Annotated in this window: 13 protein-coding genes and 1 tRNA gene; 4 read left to right on the forward strand and 10 right to left on the reverse strand. The window is 71.6% G+C overall.

Annotated elements, in window-relative coordinates:
* Window positions 1-71: 71 nt before the first annotated feature.
* On the forward strand, window positions 72-6122 hold the full coding sequence (locus J2S63_RS10780) for an InlB B-repeat-containing protein (protein WP_310301899.1): 6051 nt from the start codon (window positions 72-74) through the stop codon (window positions 6120-6122).
* A gap of 61 nt (window positions 6123-6183) precedes the next feature.
* Here the strand turns inward: J2S63_RS10780 and J2S63_RS10785 are convergent, their stop codons facing one another.
* Window positions 6184-8058, reverse strand: a complete 1875-nt coding sequence (locus J2S63_RS10785) for an acyl-CoA dehydrogenase (RefSeq protein WP_310301900.1) — start codon at window positions 8056-8058, stop codon at window positions 6184-6186.
* A 287-nt stretch (window positions 8059-8345) separates the two neighbouring features.
* Window positions 8346-8516: a CsbD family protein gene (locus J2S63_RS10790; protein ID WP_310301901.1), complete on the reverse strand. Its 171-nt coding sequence runs from the start codon at window positions 8514-8516 to the stop codon at window positions 8346-8348.
* Window positions 8517-8639: 123 nt separating this feature from the next.
* On the opposite strand from J2S63_RS10790, the gene J2S63_RS10795 reads away from it, so the two are divergent.
* Together J2S63_RS10795 and J2S63_RS10800 are read left to right on the forward strand one after the other, a co-directional pair.
* Window positions 8640-9107, forward strand: coding sequence for an RrF2 family transcriptional regulator (locus J2S63_RS10795; protein WP_310301902.1), 468 nt, complete (start codon window positions 8640-8642; stop codon window positions 9105-9107).
* Window positions 9108-9161: 54 nt separating this feature from the next.
* Window positions 9162-9611: a nuclear transport factor 2 family protein gene (locus tag J2S63_RS10800; protein ID WP_310301903.1), complete on the forward strand. Its 450-nt coding sequence runs from the start codon at window positions 9162-9164 to the stop codon at window positions 9609-9611.
* Here J2S63_RS10800 and J2S63_RS10805 read toward each other — a convergent pair.
* The 4 genes from J2S63_RS10805 to J2S63_RS10820 all read right to left on the reverse strand — a co-directional run bounded on the left by J2S63_RS10805 (window position 9608) and on the right by J2S63_RS10820 (window position 13000).
* Window positions 9608-10465 carry a class I SAM-dependent methyltransferase gene (locus tag J2S63_RS10805; RefSeq protein WP_310301904.1) on the reverse strand — a complete coding sequence of 286 codons (858 nt, stop codon included), beginning with the start codon at window positions 10463-10465 and terminating at the stop codon, window positions 9608-9610. The two genes, J2S63_RS10800 and J2S63_RS10805, sit on opposite strands and share 4 nt — an antisense overlap.
* Before the next feature lie 118 nt (window positions 10466-10583).
* Entirely contained in the window at window positions 10584-11810 is a 1227-nt protein-coding gene (locus J2S63_RS10810; protein WP_310301905.1) for a hypothetical protein, read from the reverse strand.
* A gap of 286 nt (window positions 11811-12096) precedes the next feature.
* Window positions 12097-12170 (reverse strand) — tRNA-Gly (locus J2S63_RS10815).
* An 11-nt stretch (window positions 12171-12181) separates the two neighbouring features.
* A complete protein-coding gene (locus tag J2S63_RS10820) occupies window positions 12182-13000 on the reverse strand; it encodes an SGNH/GDSL hydrolase family protein (RefSeq protein WP_310301906.1) in 819 nt (272 codons plus the stop codon).
* 56 nt (window positions 13001-13056) lie between these two features.
* Between J2S63_RS10820 and dcd the strand changes: the two genes are divergently transcribed.
* On the forward strand, window positions 13057-13635 hold the full coding sequence (dcd, locus tag J2S63_RS10825; protein ID WP_310301907.1) for a dCTP deaminase: 579 nt from the start codon (window positions 13057-13059) through the stop codon (window positions 13633-13635).
* Window positions 13636-13652: 17 nt separating this feature from the next.
* On the opposite strand, the gene J2S63_RS10830 is transcribed toward dcd, so the two are convergent.
* The 4 genes from J2S63_RS10830 to J2S63_RS10845 all read right to left on the reverse strand — a co-directional run bounded on the left by J2S63_RS10830 (window position 13653) and on the right by J2S63_RS10845 (window position 19775).
* Window positions 13653-14897: an alpha/beta hydrolase family protein gene (locus tag J2S63_RS10830; protein WP_310301908.1), complete on the reverse strand. Its 1245-nt coding sequence runs from the start codon at window positions 14895-14897 to the stop codon at window positions 13653-13655.
* 96 nt (window positions 14898-14993) lie between these two features.
* Window positions 14994-15392 carry a hypothetical protein gene (locus J2S63_RS10835; RefSeq protein ID WP_310301909.1) on the reverse strand — a complete coding sequence of 133 codons (399 nt, stop codon included), beginning with the start codon at window positions 15390-15392 and terminating at the stop codon, window positions 14994-14996.
* A gap of 235 nt (window positions 15393-15627) precedes the next feature.
* On the reverse strand, window positions 15628-18405 hold the full coding sequence (locus J2S63_RS10840; RefSeq protein WP_310301910.1) for a 4Fe-4S dicluster domain-containing protein: 2778 nt from the start codon (window positions 18403-18405) through the stop codon (window positions 15628-15630).
* Between the two features lie 134 nt (window positions 18406-18539).
* Window positions 18540-19775 (reverse strand): hypothetical protein, encoded by a 1236-nt coding sequence (locus J2S63_RS10845; RefSeq protein WP_310301911.1) that lies wholly within the window; start codon window positions 19773-19775, stop codon window positions 18540-18542.
* Between the last annotated feature and the right edge of the window lie 57 nt (window positions 19776-19832).

Here is a 19832-nt window from a genome sequence, read left to right on the forward strand (position 1 = left end):
CCTTCGCGACCGCCGCTCCTAGGTTTCCCTCAGGCTGCGCGCCAGGGGCAGCCCGCTGGGGGTTCGACCACATGTCCACACCGCGCACGCCGTCTGTCTCCCGCCGAGGTCTCGGGGTGCTCCTCCCGGTGCTCCTCGTGTGGGCCGTGGTCTGCAGCCTCACCACCTCGCCGGCGTACGCCGTGGGCAGCCCGCCCACCCCGTCTGACGACTCGTTCACGGTCGTCGGGACCGACTGGTTCGACGTCCTCGGCAACGACTCCGACCCGGACCTCGACCAGCTGACCGTGACCACCACCACCCAGGGTGCGCACGGCTCGGTCACCTGCCGGTCGACCGGTGCCTGCTCCTACACCGTGAGCGGGAGCTACACCGGCGACGACTCGTTCACCTACACGGTCAGCGACGGCCACGCCAACACGGCCACGGCCACCGTGGCCGTCTACGTCCAGGCGCCGCCGGACTCGACGAACCCCCCCACCCCGGTCCCGGACGAGCTCACCACCAAGGCCGGCCAGGCAGTCGCGGCCAACGTGCTGACCAACGACAACGCAGCCGCGGGGGCCACGATGGTGGTGACCGCGAACCCCTCGCACGGCAGCGTCACCTGCTCCTCGGCCGGGGCCTGCACCTACACGCCGACGGCCGGCTTCACCGGCTACGACGGCTTCGGCTACGACGTGACCGACTCGTTCGGCACCAGCCACGGCACCGCACTGGTCACGGTCGTCGCCTCGACCGCCGGCTACACCGAGTCCGCCTCGGGCGCCCCCGCCTCCCTGAGCCAGGGCGAGCAGGCGACGTGGAAGGCGGCCAGCCGCAGCACCCCGGCCAACCTGCCCCAGCAGTACGCCGCGCAGCACCTTCCGGGTGCCACCACGGTCAGCCTGACGGGACCCCACGCAGTGCAGGGAGCGCCCGTGGGTGCCAAGGGCTGGACCGTGGGGTCGACGTCGTCGTCGGTCACCGCGACCCCCAGCGCGTCGGCCCTGCTCGGCTCCTCCACCACCAACCCGCTCCCGCCCCCGCTGCCGCCGATCAGCCAGGGCACCGGCGGGGACGGCCACGTGCCGATCATCGTGGGCAGCAGGGTCTTCGCGTTCTACCACCACACCACCCCGACCTCGGTCACGTGCATCGACCGTCAGACGGGTGGGCTCTGCCCGGGCTACCCGAGGCAGATCACGGTCGGCACCGATGACGTCCCCGGGCCCGGTGCCGTGGTGGGCACCCAGGTCTGGTTCCACCCGACCAGCCTCGCCGGGTACTCGTCGTACGCGCAGTACTCCCCGGTGTCCCTGTACTGCTGGGACTCGGCGACGGACGCTCCCTGCGGCCTCGCGGTCGTCGACCGCGTCGAGACGACCAGCGATGTCGGTGCGAGCGCCCCCGTGGTCGTCGCCGGCAAGCTCTGGTTCGGGACCGAGACCGGGAAGGTCTACTGCGTCGACCCATCGACGAAGGCGCCCTGTGCGGGCACCGCGTCGATCTCCGTGCCGATGCCCACGGGGACGCCCCAGGACCTCCAGGTCGACGTCGCCGCCCACGGCACGCGGATCTTCCTCGACACCTATGACAGCGCCCACGGCGGCTACAGCATCGTGTGCGCCGACACCGCCACGTCAGCACCGTGCAGCGGCTGGTCCACCGCCAAGAGCGTCGCCGGCCAGAACGTGGTGAACCATCACAGCCCGTCGGGCGCGGCCGACGGCGTCTGCGCGATCATGGTCGAGGGCTCGGCCGACCCGGGGAAGTGCTGGCTCGACGCGGACCCGGCCACCGCCATCGACATCCCGGCGTGGCACGTGAGCGAGGACCACTACTCGGTCTCCGTCGAGGCCGAGGCGGGCACGCGCACGCTCTACGCCATCGGGCTCTACGGGGGAGGGATGGGCTGCTGGGACTGGACGACGGGTGCCGACTGCACGGGTGGCCGCTGGACCAACGGCGTCGTCACGAACGACAGCAACGGCGACTTCCTGCCGAGCGGCTACGGCGCGACCTTCGACGGCACCTGTGCGGTGGGTCTCGGCGACCCCGGCCAGGTCTTCACCGTCGACGTCAACGGCACCTCGCCCTGCACCAGCCTCAGCGCCGGCGGTGTACGCCGCGTGGTCGACCTGCGCGACCAGCGGTGCGACGGCACGACCGGCGCTGCCACGTGGCAGGACGTGAAGGTCGTCGAGGGCGACCTGTCCGCCGGCGGCGACTTCGAGTCGCTGGACGTGACCGTGACGGACGCGACCACGGGCGCGGTGCTCGCCCACCAGGAGATGGTCGGCACCGCCGGGACGCTCAGCCTGTCCGGCATCTCCGCCGTCGCCCACCCGTCGCTGGCCCTGGACGCCACCGCGGTGAAGGCCGCGGGCAAGGACCCCTGGGCCGACGGCAACCCGCCGCGGCTGCTCCTCGACTGGAACCCCGACCCCGCCTCGGTGTGCTTCACCACCACCACGACGATCGACTGCGCCGCGCCCGCCACGCAGAACATCGGCATCAGCGCCCTGCCCGCCGGCGGAACGGCGGCGACCGCCCAGCTGACCCTCGACCGCAGCAGCCAGTGCAAGCAGCTCACCGTCTCCAAGGCCGGGTCCGGCAGCGGCACGGTCACCTCCGACGTGGGCGGCATCAGCTGCGGGGCGACGTGCTCGGCGTACATCAGGTCGGGCACCCCGGTCACCCTGACCGCCGCCAACGCGGTCGGCTCGGTGTTCACCGGCTGGTCGGGCGGCGGATGCTCGGGCACCGGCACCTGCGTAGTGACCCCGACGGCTGACACCACCGTGACCGCGACCTTCGTGCCGTTGCGCACCCTGACCGTCACCAAGAACGGCACGGGCAGCGGCACCGTCGTGTCCACGCCCGCGGGCATCAGCTGTGGGTCGACCTGCTCGGCGGGCTTCCCAAGCGGCAGCTCGGTCACCCTCACGCCGACGGCCGCGGCCGGGTCGGTGTTCACCGGCTGGTCCGGCGGCGGGTGCACGGGCACGAGCGCCTGCACCCTCGCCCCGACGGTCGACACCAGCGTCACGGCCACCTTCGCGGCGCTGCGGACCCTGACCGTCACGAGGGCCGGCGGCGGCAGCGGCTCGGTCTCCAGCTCACCTGCCGGCATCAACTGTGGCGCCACCTGCTCGGCGACCTTCCAGCAGGGGACCTCCGTGACGCTGACCGCGACCCCCGCGGCCGGCTCCACGTTCTCCGGTTGGTCCGGCGGCGGTTGCTCGGGCACGAGCACGTGCACCGTCCCCATGGCGGGCGACACCTCCGTCACGGCGACCTTCGTCCCGGCCACCGCGACCCTCACGGTGTCCAGGGCGGGCGCCGGGTCCGGCACGGTCACCAGCAACCCGGCCGGCATCGACTGCGGCTCGACCTGCTCGACCACCTTCACCCAGGGCACCCAGGTGACCCTGAGTGCCGCGGCGTCGTCCGGCTCGGTGTTCTCGGGCTGGTCCGGTGGCGGCTGCACCGGCACCGGCACCTGCGTGGTCACGATGAGCACCGCCACGACGGTCACCGCGACGTTCGCCAAGGCCCAGCGGACACTGACGGTCACCAAGGCGGGCACGGGCTCCGGCACCGTCTCCAGCAGCCCGGCCGGCATCTCCTGCGGCGCCACCTGTGCGACGAGCTACGCCGACGGCACCCAGGTCACCCTGACCGCGACGCCCGCGGCAGGCTCGACCTTCGCCGGCTGGTCCGGCGGGGGCTGCACCGGCACGAGCACGTGCGTGGTCACGATGAGCGCCGACACGACCGCCACGGCCACCTTCACCGCGACCCAGCCCGTGCTCACCGTCGCCAAGGCCGGCACCGGCACGGGTGGGGTGACCAGCAGCCCCGCAGGCATCGACTGCGGCTCGACCTGCGCCTCGTCCTTCGCCAGTGGCACCCAGGTGACGCTGACCGCGACCCCGACGGCCGGGTCGGTCTTCGCCGGCTGGTCGGGTGGAGGGTGCACCGGCACCGGCACCTGCGTGGTGACGGTCACCAGCAGCCTCACGGTCACCGCGACGTTCACCAACAACCAGCCCGTCCTGTCCGTCACCAGGTCGGGCAGCGGCTCCGGCACGGTCACGAGCAACCCGGCCGGCATCGACTGCGGCTCGACCTGTTCCGCGGCGTACGCCGACGGCACGAGCGTGACGCTGAGCGCGACGCCTGCGGCCGGCTCGCGCTTCGCCGGCTGGTCCGGTGGGGGCTGCTCGGGCACGGGCACGTGCGTGGTCACGGTGGGCCCGGGCGTCACGGTCACCGCCACCTTCGTGCAGCAGCGCACGCTGACGGTCACCAAGGCGGGCTCGGGCTCCGGCACCGTCACGAGCAACCCGGCCGGCATCGACTGCGGGTCGACCTGCTCGGCGGCGTACGACGACGGCACGAGCGTGACCCTGAGCGCGGACCCGGCGGCGGGCTCGGCCTTCACGGGCTGGTCCGGCGGCGGCTGCTCCGGCCAGGGCCTGTGCACCGTGACACTGGCCTCGGCCACCTCCGTGACCGCGACCTTCACCCCGTTGGTCACCCTGACCGTCACGCGGGCGGGCTCGGGCTCGGGGACGGTCACCTCGAACCCGGCGCGCATCTCGTGCCCGTCGACCTGCACGGCGGACTTCGTCGCCGGCACCACGGTGACGCTGACCGCGACCGCGTCTGCGGGGGCCGACTTCACCGGCTGGTCCGGCGGTGGCTGCTCGGGCACGTCCACCTGCGTCGTCACCCTCACGAGCGCGACGTCGGTCACCGCGACCTTCACCGCCCGGCACCTGCTCACGGTCCAGACGACCGGGTCGGGCTCGGTCACGTCTTCGCCGGCGGGGATCTCCTGCGGCGCCACCTGCACCGCGTCGTTCGCGGGCGGGTCGACGGTGACGCTCACGCCGACCGCGGCGGCCGGATGGGTGTTCAGCGGGTGGACCGGCGCCTGCACCGGCGCGGGGTCGTGCTCGGTGACGATGAGCACCGACCGCACGGTGGGAGCGACGTTCGTCCAGTCCCACACCCTCACCGTGACGAAGGCGGGCTCGGGGTCGGGGAGCGTGACCAGCAGCCCTGCGGGCATCAGCTGCGGCGCGACCTGTGCCAAGGCGTTCCCGGCCGGGACCCAGGTCACCCTGACCGCCGCCCCGGCGGCGGGGTCGACGTTCACCGGCTGGTCGGGTGGCGGGTGCTCGGGCACGTCCACCTGCGTGGTCACGATGACCGGTGACACCTCGGTCACCGCGACCTTCACCCCGACGACGCACACGCTGACCGTGACGCGGTCGGGCACCGGGAGCGGCGCGGTGTCCAGCAGCCCGGCCGGCATCTCCTGCGGGTCGACCTGCAAGGCGACGTACCCCTCGGGCGCGAGCGTCACCCTCACCGCCGCTCCCGGGGCGGGCTCGGTGTTCACCGGCTGGGGCGGGGCGTGCTCGGGGACCGCGAAGACCTGCGTGCTCACGATGGGCGTGGACCGCTCGGTGACCGCCGGGTTCGCCAAGAGCAACCAGCCCCCGGTCGCCAAGAACGACGGCCCCTACGTGATCGCCCCCGGTGGGGTTCTGTGCGTCGGTCGCCTGGTCTCGGGATGCACCAAGCATGTCACCAACGGCGTGCTGGCCAACGACCGGGATCCCGACGGCACGCTCAAGAGCGCCAAGGTCGACTCGATCAGCTTCGCCGCCGCCGAGTACACCTGGTACGCCAACGGGTCGTTCGTCTACCGCGCGGGTGCAGGCACCTCCAAGGTCCTGACCAAGACGATCACCTACCACGCGGTGGACAACCTGGGTGCCTCGTCGAACAAGGCGACGGTGACGATCAAGATCGGCCCGATCGGCGTGCGTGACCGCGCCTCGGTGACAGGTGGCCGCACGCTGACCGTCGGGGCCCCCAAGGGCGCGCCGGGGGTGGGCGTGCTGGCCAACGACCTGCTCATCCCCGGCACGAGCTGGACCAAGGCGGTGCTGATCTCCACCACGATCCCCGACGGTCAGCTCGTCTGGCGGGCCAACGGCTCGTTCACGTTCAGCCCCCGCAAGGTCAAGAGCAACCTGACCCGCACGATCGTCTACCAGGGCGTCGACTCGGCCGGGCACCGCACGCAGCGGACCACGGTCACCCTCAGCGTCCTCCACTGAGGACGACCGAGCCCCGCACCGGTCGGACCGGTGCGGGGCTCGGAAGGGTCGGAACCTCAGGTCAGAACGCGCTCTCCGGCACGTCCATCAGCGAGGTGTCCATCGCCTCGGCGATGGCGCGCTCCGCGGTGAGCTTGGGCAGCACGTTGCGCGCGAAGAACTGCGCGGCGGCGACCTTGCCCTCGTAGAAGTCGCGGTCGGCGTCCTTGACGTCGCCGCCGAGCTTCTCCAGCGCGACCTCGGCCTGACGCAGCAGCAGCCACGAGCAGACGATGTCGCCCAGCACCATCAGCAGGCGGGTGGTGTTGAGGCCCACCTTGTAGATGTTGCGGATGTCGCCGTTCTCGCTGGACTCGTCGGCCGACATCAGGTCGCCGATCATCTTGGCCACGATCGCGTTGCCGTCCTCGAGCGCCGTGGCCAGCAGGCCGCGCTCGATCTTGAGGCGACCGTTGCCGGCCTCGCTCTTGACGAACTGCTCGATCTCGCCGGCCAGGTGGCCGAGCGCCTGGGCCTGGTCCTTCACGATCTTGCGGAAGAAGAAGTCCTGCCCCTGGATCGCCGTGGTGCCCTCGTAGAGGGTGTCGATCTTGGCGTCGCGGACGTACTGCTCGATCGGGTACTCCTGCAGGAAGCCGGAGCCACCGAAGGTCTGCAGGGACTCGGTGCCCAGGAGCACCCACGAGCGCTCGGAGCCGTAGCCCTTGACGATCGGGAGCAGCAGGTCGTTGACCCGCTCGGCGAGCTCGTCGCGCTCGCCGTTGTGCTCGGCGATCATCACCTGGTCCTGCCACGTGGCGGTGTAGAGCACCAGCGCCCGCAGGGCCTCGGAGTACGCCTTCTGCGTCATCAGCGACCGGCGTACGTCGGGGTGGTGGGTGATCGTCACGCGCGGGGCCGTCTTGTCGGCGGCCTGGGCCAGGTCGGGACCCTGGACGCGGCCCTTGGCGAAGTCGAGGGCGTTGAGGTAGCCGGTCGACAGGGTCGCGATGGCCTTGGTGCCGACCATCATGCGGGCGTTCTCGATGACCTGGAACATCTGCGCGATGCCGTCGTGGACCTCGCCGAGCAGCCAGCCCTTGGCGGGCTCGCCGCCACCGACACCCGGGTCGCCGAAGGTGACCTCGCAGGTGTTGGACACCTTGATGCCCATCTTCTTCTCGACGTTGGTGACGTAGGCGCCGTTGCGCTCGCCCAGCTCGCCGGTCTCCACGTCGAAGTGGAACTTCGGCACGATGAACAGCGACAGGCCCTTGGTGCCGGGACCGCCGGCGCCCTCGACACCGACCGGGCGGGCCAGCACGAGGTGGATGACGTTGTCGCTCAGGTCGCTCTCGGCCGAGGTGATGAAGCGCTTGACGCCCTCGATGTTCCAGGTGCCGTCGTCGTTGGGGGTGGCCTTGGTGCGGCCCGCCCCGACGTCGGAGCCCGCGTCGGGCTCGGTGAGCACCATCGTGGCGACCCAGCCCTTGTCGACCATGAGCTGGGCGATCTTGTGGTCGCGCTCGTTGCCGTTGCGCTCCACGACACCGGCGAACATCGGGCCGGCGCCGTACATCCACAGGGCGGGGTTGGCGCCGAGCACCATCTCGCCCATGGCCCAGTTGATCGAGGAGGGGGCGGGGGTGCCACCCAGGCTGGCCAGGGTGCCCAGGCGCCAGTACTCGGCGTCCATCCAGGCCTGGTAGCTCTTCTTGAACGACTCGGGGAGGTCGGCCTTGCCGGTCGCGGGGTCGAACTTCGGCGGGTTGCGGTCGGCGTCCTCGAAGGACTCCGCCAGCTCGCCGCGGGACATGCGGTCGACCTCGGCGAGGATCGATCGGGCGGTGTCGAGGTCGATCTCCTCGAACGGGCCGGTGCCGAGGACGTCCTGACGGTTCAGCACCTCGAAGAGGTTGAACTCGATGTCCCGCATGTTGCTCTTGTAGTGGCTCACTCAGAACCCCTTCGTCGTGTCGTGCCACCGAGGGCCGGCAGCGCTGGAACCGCGGTTACTCGTCAGTGTTACCAGTGAGTAACGTCCATTATGCGAGGCGGTCACGCCCGAGGCAACAACTTCCCGCAGTTCTTGACCTCGCCCGGTGCCGGACGTGTCGTACGTCGCAGGTCGGGGGCCCGGCTCGGGCCGCGTCGAGGCCCCTGGGCCTCCCGAGGACCCCCGACAACAGCGACGCGCCCCCGCGCCGAGGGCGCGGGGGCACGGAATGCGTGCGTGAGCAGGACTTACTTGAAGGCGTCCTTGACCTTCTCGCCGGCCTGCTTGAGGTCGGACTTGGTCTGGTCCTTCTCGCCCTTGGCCTTCATCTCGTCGTCACCGGTGGCGTTGCCGACGCCCTCCTTGACCTTGCCCTTGGCGTCGTCAAGCTTGTTCTCGATCTTGTCGCTGGTGCTCATGCGGTCTCCTCTGGTGTCGGTGTTCCTGACACCAGTCCTTTACCCGGGGAAGGGTCCGCGAACCGCGTCGTGAGCCAGGTCTCATTGCCTCCGTGACCGGGCTCGGATGACAGACTGTGCGCCGTGCGAGTCTCCGCGAAGTCCGACTATGCGCTCAGGGCCCTCATCGAGCTGGGCCTGCGCGCGCAGGGTGAGAACCCCCGCGAGCCGGTGAGCGCCGACGAGCTGGGGCGGCTGCAGGAGATCCCGGCGGGCTTCCTCCAGGCGATCCTGGCCGACCTGAGGCGTGCGGGGGTCGTGGCAAGCCAGCGCGGCCAGTCCGGCGGCTGGCGACTGGCTCGGCCCGCCGACCAGGTCAGCGTGGCCGACGTGATCCGTGCCGTCGACGGTCCGCTGGTCAGCGTGCACGGCGAGCGCCCGGAGGCCGTGCACTACAACGACACCGCCGACTCGCTCCAGCTGGTGTGGATCGCGGCCCGCAGCAGCCTGCGGGAGGTGTGCGAGGAGGTCACCATCCAGGACCTCGCCGACCGCTCCCTGCCCGAGTCGGTCACCGCCCGCGTCGACGACGACGCCTGGCAGCCCCACTGACCGGGGGCCGAGAGCCCCTCCCGCAGAACGAGAACACGTTCTACCATCACGGGCATGCCCGACCTGCCTGACCAGATCATCTGGAACGCCCCTGACGGCGACCACCCGGCCCGCCGTGCCTCCCAGCGCTCCTACGCCGCCGTGATCGCCAAGGACAAGGACACCTGGCTCACCCTGTTCGCGCCGGACGCGGTCCTCGAGGACCCGGTCGGACCGTCCTTCTTCGACCCCGAGGGGCAGGGCCACCGCGGTCTCGAGGCCATCTCGGCCTTCTGGGACCTGGCCATCGCGCCGATCAAGGAGTTCACCTTCACGATCAAGGACTCCTTCGCCGGCGGCAACAGCTGCGCCAACGTCGGCACCTTCAGCACGCTGATGGAGGACGGCACCCGCGCCGACACCGAGCTGGTCGCGGTCTACCGCCTCGACGAGGAGGGCCGGATCCGCTCCATGTGCGCGCACTGGGAGGTCGAGCGCACGATGGCGACCCTCCGCAAGGACTAGGTCGAGGCCTCCACGACGCGCACGCGGTCGGCGCCCGCACCCTCCATGTCGGGGAGCGTGCGGGCCAGCTCGCGGGGGGCGACCAGCCGGGCCCGGGCGAACCCCGCGCCGCGCAACGCCGACTCCGCCTCGGCCTCGTCGGCGAAGTGCAGGTGGACCTGACCGCGGACGAAGGCGCCCAGCCCGGCGATGAAGGCCCGGTCGACCAGGCCGGTGCGCGAGGCGACGTGCAGGTCGGAGTAGTAGCGACCGGTCGGGAAGGCGGACAGCTCGCGGGCCGTCCGCCGCCACAGGCCGAGCACCGCCTCGCGCGGGAAGTAGTTGAGCAGTCCCTCGGTGACCACGGCCGTGCCCCGGGAGGGGTCGAGCAGCGACGACGGCCCGGAGAAGACCGCGGCGAACGCCTCGTCGTCCAGGACGTCCGCGCTCGTCGCCCGATGGCGGCCGGGGTCCACGCCCTTGCCGCGCAGGACCTCCGCCTTGCGGGTCGCCATGGCCGGCAGGTCCACCTCGACGTAGGTCAGCCCGGGGTGGCGCCGGGTGAGCTCCAGGCCCCGGGGGGAGAGCCCGGCGGCGAGCTCGACGACCTGGCCGACCTCGCCCGAGGCGATCGCCTCCTCGAGGAGGTGGTCGAGGATCCGGTGACGCGCGAGCAGGAAGTGCTCCAGGGTGGGCCCGCCCAACCGGTCCAGGGGGGCGAGGAGCCCCTGGCCCGCGGTGAAGAGCAGGCGTCCGGGACCCGTGGCCAGGTCGGGGTCGCCCAGGCCGTGCCGCGCCCAGACGAAGCCCGTGTAGTGCGCGGTCGGCGAGATCGCGCTGCTGCCCCCGGAGAACCACTGCCTGACCCAGCTCACCGGGTCAGTGTGGCAGTCCGGCGCCCGTGGTGCGCCGGGACGTGACGAGGGCCCTCCCCGGAGGAAGGGCCCTCATCTGCCGTTCACCGCCTCAGCGGTGGGGACGGCTCGGTGCCACTCAGTGGCTGTGCTTGCCCCGGGCGACGACCGGGACGAACCCGATGCCGAGACCCAGGACAGCCATCGCCGCACCGAGCAGGATCAGCAGCGAGCTCGGGACGGCCGGGCCGTCACCGCCACCCGGGAGGCCGGCGTCGACCGCGGTCGGCGCCACTGCCGGGTTGCTCGTGGCCGAGGTCGGCAGCACCGTCGGCGTCGTCGACTTGGTCGGCTTCTTGACCGGCTCGGTCGGGTTGCTCGTGGCCGAGGTCGGAGCGACCTGGACGCACTCGCCCTCCTCCACGATGCCGTTGTCGTTGAGGTCGGCCCACTCGAACCCGTCCGGGCAGGTGAAGACCGACGGCGGCGGCGAGCTCGCGGTGCTGGAGGACGGGGCGATCTCGACGCACTCGCCCTCCTCGACGACGCCGTTCTCGTTGGTGTCGATCCACTCGGTGCCGTCGGGGCAGGTGTACGGCGGGGGCGGGGAGCTCGCGGTGCTGGAGGACGGGGCGATCTCGACGCACTCGCCCTCCTCGACGACGCCGTTCTCGTTGGTGTCGACCCAGTCGGTGCCCTCGGGGCAGGTGTACGGCGGGGGCGGGGAGCTCGCGGTGCTGGAGGACGGGGCGATCTCGACGCACTCGCCCTCCTCGACGACGCCGTTCTCGTTGGTGTCGACCCAGTCGGTGCCCTCGGGGCAGGTGTACGGCGGGGGCGTGGTCGTGCTCGGCGGGGTGTCGCACGAGTCGACCCAGAACACCTTGTACTTGGTGTCGGCGCCCTGGCTGTGCTGGTTGCGCGTCGTGAGCTTGACGTGGAAGCCCTGGACGGGGTGCGGTGCGCCGGTGAAGTGCAGGGTGTACTTCACGCTGGCGTCGCGGCCGTTCTTCGCGCCCGCGCCGTTGGCCGGGTCCTCACCGATGAAGACCTTGGAGGGACCGTCGACGGTCATCGTGCGGTTGTTCCGCGTGGGCGCCTGCAGCACGAAGGAGACGTTGCTGTAGAAGTCGCCCTTCTCGAAGTTCCACCACTCGACCGTGAACGAGCACGGGAGGTGCGGGTTGTTCTCGGGTCGACCGGTGTCCTTGCTGTCGACCAGGACGTTCTCGACCTTGACGGTCCCGTTGTTGCCGGGAGGCGCGCCCTTGGGCACGGCCGTGGCGGTGGTGGACAGGAAGCCCACGGAGGTGGTGGCGAGCCCGAGAGCGATCAGTGCCGCACCGGCGGCGCCTCGCTTGGTCATTCCCCCAGGAATGCGACTCATGATGTTCCTTCTTCCTCGCCGGGCCCCGGGCGTGCGCAGGACCTTGGTCGGCGATGCTTCGCGGCCTGCCGTTCGGGGAGCAGCTGACGGCTTGCCTCAGCTGGAGGCTATGGCGCGAGGAGATCGAGGAGCCAGGGTTGATACGGTCATTTGGCTGTTCCCCGACAAGAAACGGACAAAGGTCATGCCCGGTCCCGAAGAATCTGTGGCACGCCGGAGGACCTTGGTCACCGACGGCATGACACCTGTCATGGGGTGAGTCGTCTGGAGCGGATGACGGGAATCGAACCCGCATTCTGAGCTTGGGAAGCTCATGTTCTGCCATTGAACTACATCCGCGAGGAAGCGGGTCAGACAATACCCGACCCTCGGGCGCCGCCCGCGAGGCCGTCGACGACGCGCACCGGCGAGGCGAAACGCGGCTCGAGACCGTCGCCGGACGATCGCCCCGTGAGTCGTCGATGGATCCACGGCGCGGCGTGGGCGCGGGCCCACTCCAGGTCGGCTGCGCGGCGGGCGCGGGCGTCCAGCGGTGTCGCCTCGCCCAGCGGGTCGGGACTCGTGGCGTGATCGACCCCGAGCGCGTCCAGCACCGCGACGGCCATGTGGCGGTGGCCCAGCGAGGACATGTGGATGCGGTCCACGTCCCACAGGCGGGAGTCGCGGTACTCCCGCATCCGCCAGAAGTCGACCACCGTCGCCCCGACCTCCTCGCTGACCTCCCGCACCAGCTCGTTGTACGTCGCCACGCGGCCGCGCAGCCGCCCGAACACCGGGGCCCAGCCCAGGTCGAACCCGGTGAAGACAACGAGGTGCGCACCGGTGGATCGCAGCCGGCGCAGGCCGTCGGCGTAGTCGGCCACGACGGTGTCGACGTCGACCCTGGGCCGCAGGATGTCGTTGCCGCCGGCATAGATGCTCACCAGGTCGGGGCGCATCGCGACCGCGGGCTCGACCTGCTCGGCGAGCACCGCGCCCATCTTGCGGCCGCGGATGGCCAGGTTGGCGTAGGTGAGGTCGGGGTGCGTGGCGGCCAGGGTCTCCGCCACCCGGTCGGCCCAGCCGCGCACGCCGTTGGGCCGGTCCGGATCGGCGTCCCCGACCCCTTCGGTGAACGAGTCGCCGAGGGCGACGTACGTCGTCAGCGGTGCGGTCGGGTCCCAGGTCACCGCGCGATCCTAGGAGGCGCGGGGGACGCCGCCACGCGACGGGTAGTGTGCCGCTCGTGCTGCTCTCCGACCGGGACATCAAGGCCGAGCTGGGCGCGGGGCGGGTCGCCCTGGACCCCTACGACGAGGCGATGGTCCAGCCCTCCAGCATCGACGTGCGCCTCGACAGGTTCTTCCGCACCTTCGAGAACCACCGCTACCCGCACATCGACCCCGCCGAGGACCAGCCGGACCTCACCCGCGAGGTCGCGCCGGAGGGCGACGAGCCGTTCATCCTCCACCCCGGCGAGTTCGTGCTCGGGTCGACCTACGAGGTCGTCTCGCTGCCCGACGACATCGCCGCGCGCCTGGAGGGCAAGTCGTCGCTGGGCCGTCTCGGGCTGCTCACGCACTCGACCGCGGGCTTCATCGACCCCGGCTTCTCGGGCCACGTGACGCTCGAGCTGGCCAACGTGGCCAACCTGCCGATCAAGCTCTGGCCCGGGATGAAGATCGGCCAGCTGTGCTTCTTCCGCCTCTCCTCGCCGGCCGAGCACCCCTACGGCTCGGAGAAGTACGGCTCGCGCTACCAGGGCCAGCGGGGGCCGACTCCCTCACGCTCGGCGCAGAGCTTCCACCGCACCCCGATCGTGTGATCCCGACCGGGTCGCTGTCAGCCCAGGTCTGAGACGAAGCCGGTGACCAGCTCGTCGTAGCGGCCCGGGTCGCTGTTCCACGACTCCACGTGACCGGCGCCCGGGAACTCCTCGAGCCGGACGTCGTCGTCGGCGCGCGCCAGGTCGCGGCTCAGCGACACCGGGACCGTGCCGTCGGCGTCGCCGTGGAGCACGAGCACGGGCACGTCGGCCCAGTCGGTGCCGCCGGGGCCGTCGACGTAGTCCAGCGACTCCCACCCGACGTCGTAGCGCAGGCCCGCGACCCGCTTGGCCGCCCAGGTGATCGGCTCGGGGAGGGGGAGCCCACCGGGCAGGCGCTCGTCGCGGGCGCCCCACGAGACGACGGTGTCGAGGTCGAGCATGGGCGAGTCGAGCACGACCCCGGAGACGCCGTGGTGGTCCTCGACGTGCTCGAGGTAGGAGGCCACGATGCCGCCGCCCATCGACGCCCCACCCAGCACCACGTCGCGGGCGCCGTGGTCGTGCGCCCACACCAGCGCGGCGTGCAGGTCGCGCCACTCGGTCCGGCCGTAGGCGTACTGCCCGCTCGGGTCCTGCCACGCGCCGGCGTCGTTGCGGTAGCCGATGAGCATGACGGTGCGGCCCGCCGCGACCAGGTCGCGCGCCATGCGCACCATCTCCAACGGGGTCCCGCCCTTGCCGTGGACCAGGACCGCCCAGTGGCTCCGGTCCGGTCCGGCCGTCCCCGGCTGCGGGGCCTCGGCCCGCGGTTCGGCGACGTAGGCCGGGAGCGAGTGGTCGCCGGCGCCGTACCGCACGGCGCGCAGCGCGAGCCCGGTGCCGTCGGTGCTGTCGGTGCTGTCGGTGCCGTCGGCGCTGTCGGTGGCCTCCGCCGAGGCCGCGGCTGCGTCGGTCCAGAGGTCGCGGAACGCGTCCACCTCGGTGCCGGCCCGCGGCGCAACGCCCTCGACCACCCGGAAGCCGAGCCCCACCTGGTCCCCCTGCTCCTCGGCGGGACCCTCGACGAGACCCGAGCCGCCCTCCCAGCGCAGGCCGTAGGTCCAGCCGCGGTGCAGCGCGTCCCGGTGGTCAGCGGTGTCGTCGAGGACGATCCGGTCGTCCGCGACGGAGACCACCTCGATGTCGTACGACGGCTCGGCGGGCCGGACCTCGAGGGCGGCGGAGTGGATCCGCCCCGAGAAGACCCAGGTGACCGCGCCGGCGAGCACGACGAGGAGGACCAGCAGGGCGGTGAGGAGTCGCCGGGCGAGACGCAGCATGCGCCCCAGTCTCAGCGGCGGACGGGCCGTCGGGCAGGCACGCGCGCCCAGCGGGCCGGCGTGTCGTCCGGCGGCGGCCCGAGGGCGGCTGGTGGGTCAGGCCGCGAGGCGCAGGTCGGCGTCGGCCGCGACCGCGAGTGAGGTGAGCAGTGCCTGCTCCTTGCGCATCGCGGAGGCGATCGCCGGGTGGTCGGCGTGGGCCTCGAGGACCTTGCGCAGCCCGCCGTGACGCTGGCAGACGGTGGTGAAGGCGTGGGTGACGTCGGCCTGGAGGTCGCCGTCACCGGCCTCGATCGCGACGTAGACGGCACCGGCGAGGGCGTTGCGCCAGGTCTGCTGCAGGTGACGGAGGATGTCGGCCTCGTCGGAGAAGAACTCCCAGACGGCGGGGGTCGAGCGCCACGGGGCGGCGTAGTGGCCGCTGCGCTGGGCGGCGTCGATCATCTGGCTGACTGCGACCTGCTGACGCCGACGCGTCGCTCCCGAACGCCACATGGCACACCCCTAGCTGCCGGCGGGCCACCCCTGGCCCGGATCTTCTCTGACCTGATGAGTTCGCTCTCGTCCGTGCTGATACCCAGTGCTCCGACGGTAGCCAAGAGTCCCAGGCTCTTGGTCCCGAACCGGATTTTTCTGTCCAGGTGATCAGCACTCTTCCCGGGCTGGACCAGCCCAAAACGACCCGCGGCGCGGGCGAAGGTAAAACCTTCGACCGCGCCGCGGAGGGTGCTCAGAGGGAGCCGGAGAAGTCGATGTCCGGCGGGGGCTCGGAGGACGAGGCGGGCTTCTTCTCCTCGACCTTCTCCTCCTCGGTGGTCGGCTTGGCCTCCGGCTCGGCCTTCTCCGCCGCGGCCGGCTCGGGCTCCGGCTCGGGCTCGGGCTCGGGGGCCTTCTCCTCGACCGCAGCGGGCTTCTCCTCCGCCTTGGGCGCGTCCGCGATCGAGGGAGAGGTGGTCTTCTCCACGGGCTCGGACGTGCCGGAGTCGGAGTTGAGCGCCCCCTCGAGCTCGGCCTTGATCTCGGCGAGCAGTTCGTCCTTGAGCTCGGCCTTGAGCTTGGCCTTGAACTCGCTGATGTCCACGTCGTCCCCTTCCAGGATCGTCTCGACGTCCAACCCGGCCCACGCGGGCAGGGAAGCGCTCGCGGCACTCGCCGCAGAGGCAGTCTCTCCGGAGTCCGCCACCTCAACCTCGGGCTCGCCCAGCGGGCCCGTGGGGTCGGTCACCTCCGGTGCGTCGCCCTTCCGGTCGGGCGCCTGCTCCGGGTCGTCGGTGCCGTCGTGGGCGGCAGTGGCGGGGTAGCGCTCGTCGTCACCCTCGCCCGGCTCGGCGGTCGCCTCCGCCGGGGTCTCGCCCCGCTTGACCGCCGCGAGCAGCATCTGGGCGACGTCGAGGACCTCGACCTCCTCGCGTGCCTCCTCCTTGGACTGCATGTTGGTCAGCCCGTCGGAGAGCATCACGCGGCAGAAGGGGCAGCCGACCGCGATCTGGTCGGCGCCGGTCTCGACGGCCTCGCGGGTGCGGTTCTCGTTGATCCGCTCGCCGATGCGCTCCTCCATCCACATGCGGGCGCCACCGGCGCCGCAGCAGAAGGACCGCTCGCCGCTGCGCTCCATCTCGGTGAACTCGGTCGAGGGGATGACCTCGAGCAGCTCGCGCGGAGGCGTGTAGACCTGGTTGTGGCGGCCGAGGTAGCAGGGGTCGTGGTAGGTCACCTTCTGCTTCGGACCCGCGTGGTCGGCGACCGGCGTCAGGCGGCCCTCGCGCACGAGCCGGTTGAGCAGCTGGGTGTGGTGCACGACCTCGAGCTCGATGCCGAGCTCCTTGTACTCGTTCTTGAGCGTGTTGAAGCAGTGCGGGCAGGTGGAGACGACCTTCTTGGCCTTGGCCTCGGTCAGCACCTCGACGTTCTGCGTGGCGAGCTGCTGGAAGAGGAACTCGTTGCCGGCGCGGCGCGCGGAGTCGCCGGTGCAGGTCTCGCCCTTGCCGAGGACGGCGAACGACACGTCGGCCAGGTCGAGCAGCTCGGCGACCGCGCGGACGGTCTTCTTGGCCCGGTCCTCGTAGGCGCCGGCGCAGCCGATCCAGAACAGCCAGTCGACCTCGTCGAGGTCCTCGACGTCCTCGCCCACGACCTTGACGTCCATGCCCTGCGCCCAGTCGAGGCGCATGTTGGGCGACATGTTCCACGGGTTGCCCTTGGACTCCAGGCCCTTGAACAGGCCGTTGAGCTCGCTCGGGAACGACGACTCGATGAGCACCTGGTAGCGCCGCATGTCGACGATGTGGTCGACGTGCTCGATGTCGACCGGGCACTGGTTGACGCAGGCGCCGCAGGTCACGCAGGACCACAGCACGTCGGTGTCGATGACGGCGCCGCCGGTCGGGTGCCAGGCCTCGCCCTCGGTCTCGCCGACCAGCGGACGCTCGACCTCGGCCATCACCTGCGGCTCGAGGCCGGTGCGGCCCTCCTCGTCGGCGAGGAGGTAGGGGGCCTTGGCGAACGCGTGGTCGCGCAGGCCCATGATCAGCATCTTGGGCGAGAGCGGCTTCTCGGTGTTCCACGCCGGGCACTGGGACTGGCAGCGACCGCACTCCGTGCAGGAGGCCATGTCGAGCAGGCCCTTCCACGTGAAGTCCTCGATCGCGCCGATGCCGAGCTTGGTGTCCTCGTCCATGTCCTCGACGTCGTCGAGGGTCAGCGCCTTGCCGTCGGACATCAGCGGCTTGAGCGCGCCGAGGGCGAGGGGGCCGTCGGGCCGCTTGAACATGACGTTGAGCGGCGCGATGAAGATGTGGAGGTGCTTGGAGTTGAGCACGATGATGAGGAACACCAGCATGACGCCGATGTGCAGCAGCAGGCCGATGCCCTCGAGCACCTCGACGGCGTGCGAGTCGGTGGGGCCGCCGAGCGCCTTGCCCACGGCGTACGACGCGAACGCCCACTTGCCGTAGTTCAGGTTGCCCAGCGCCGAGGATGCGCCGCGGAACAGGAACATCGTCCAGATGACGTTGAAGATCATGAAGAGGACGAGCCACGCGCCGCCGGTGTGGGAGCCCTTGAACCGGGACTTGCGGCCCAGCCTGGCCGGTGCCTCCTTGACCCGGATGACGGTGAAGATCGCCAGGCCCACCAGGCACAGCACGCCGATGAGGTCCTGCAGGAAGCCGAGCGGGCCCCAGGCGTTGAAGACCAGGAAGCCGGCCGACGGGTCCTGGAGCAGCAGGGCCATGTAGGCCTCGAGGTAGACGCTGGCCAGGATGAGGAAGGCGTACATCACGAAGGCGTGCGCGGCCCCCGGGATGCTCCACTTGAGCAGCCGTCGCTGCCCGAGCACCTCGGTGAGCTGGCTGCCGATCGCCTTGCCCGTGCGCTTGGTGACGTTCTCCAGGCGATCGGGAGCCGGCTGGCCGCTGCTGATCAGCCGGTAGAGGAACACCACGCGTCGCGCTGCCAGCGGCAGCGCCACGGCGTTGAGCAGGAGGCCAAGCACGAGAACCCAGGTCACGCCACCACTCCTCGTCGGATGTGCATGCAGTTGCCCGGCCGGGGGGCCCGGGCGTGGGAGAGCCTAGTGCCCCGGTTTGCCGGAGTCCGGAAGATGTGACGGATGCTACGCGTGGGTAACTTCCGGACCGGAGGTCAGCCGCACGAGACCGCGGCGGGGTCGACGCCGAGGTCGCGCACCGCGGCAGGGTCGGCGTCGGCGCCGCAGTCGAGGCGACCGTCGCGCCGCGAGTCCTTGGCCCGCAGCGTGTCGGAGCCGGCCTGGCCGAAGAGCCGGTCGACCCCGGTGCCCCCGGTGAGGACGTCGTCGCCGGCCCCGCCGCAGACCACGTCGTCGCCGGCGAGGCCGTTGATCGTGTCGGGGCCGCCGGCCCCGACGATGACGTCGTTGCCGGTGCTGCCCTTGACGGTCTCGCCGGCCGGGGTGCCGACGATCGTGGCCCACCGACCGTCGCACTGCACCGGCCTGGGGGCGACCCTGGCCTGCTGCAGACCCACGTCCTGCGACGCCGCGACCACGGTGCGCCCGGCATCCCCGCCGAGCGAGGTCCGCAGGACCTCGCTCCCGACGCCGCTGCGGTACCTCGTGACGAGCAGGTGCCCGTCGGGGGTGAAGACCAGGTCGTCGACCTGCCCGGTGACGGTGGCGGCCGGCCGCTCGTGGGTCCCGTCGGCGTCCATCGCGTACGGCGCGGCAGCCCCGTCGACGGTGGTCAGCCACACGATGGTGCGGCCGTCGGGCGACCAGCCGGGCCGGAAGTCGGTCCCGGCGCGCGCGGTGAGCACCCGGCGGCCGGTGCCGTCGGGTGCGGCGGTCATCACCTCGCGGTCGCCGGTCGTGGGGGAGATGCCGGTGAAGAGGATGCGGGTCCCGTCGGGGCTCCAGCTCGCGTTGGCCGGCTCGAGTGAGGCAGCCACCTCCCAGGCGAAGACCGGCCGCAGGTTCGAGCCCGACCGGCCGGCGGTCCACAGGTTGACCACCGACCCCGCGCCCGCCACCAGCAGGAGCCGCCGGCCGTCAGGGGTGTACGCCGCCCTGGACACGCTCAGTCCGGGGGTGGGGACCGCCGACTGACCGGACCCGTCGGGTGCCATGCGCCAGAGGTCCCCCGGGCCACGGCGGACGAGGACCTCGCGGCCGTCGGGCGAGACCGCGAACGGGACGGCGCCGTCGGCCGCGGTCGTCAGCTGCTCGGCTGAGCCGGGGTCGCCGGCGCGCTGGCGCCAGACCTGGGAGTCCGCGCCGGCGGTGCGGCCGACGTACACCCAGCCGTCCACGCCCCGCGTCTGCGAGGACGCGGGGGCGGGCAGCTGCCCCAGCGGGGCGATCAGGGCCGAGGCGGCGACCAGCCGGACGAGATGGGTGCGCACGTGTGACCTCCCGAGGTGAGCAGGCTGCTGGCAGCAGCGCACCACACCTGGACGGCT

It is taken from the genome of Nocardioides marmoribigeumensis (assembly GCF_031458325.1).
In the GTDB taxonomy this organism is placed as follows: domain Bacteria; phylum Actinomycetota; class Actinomycetes; order Propionibacteriales; family Nocardioidaceae; genus Marmoricola_A; species Marmoricola_A marmoribigeumensis.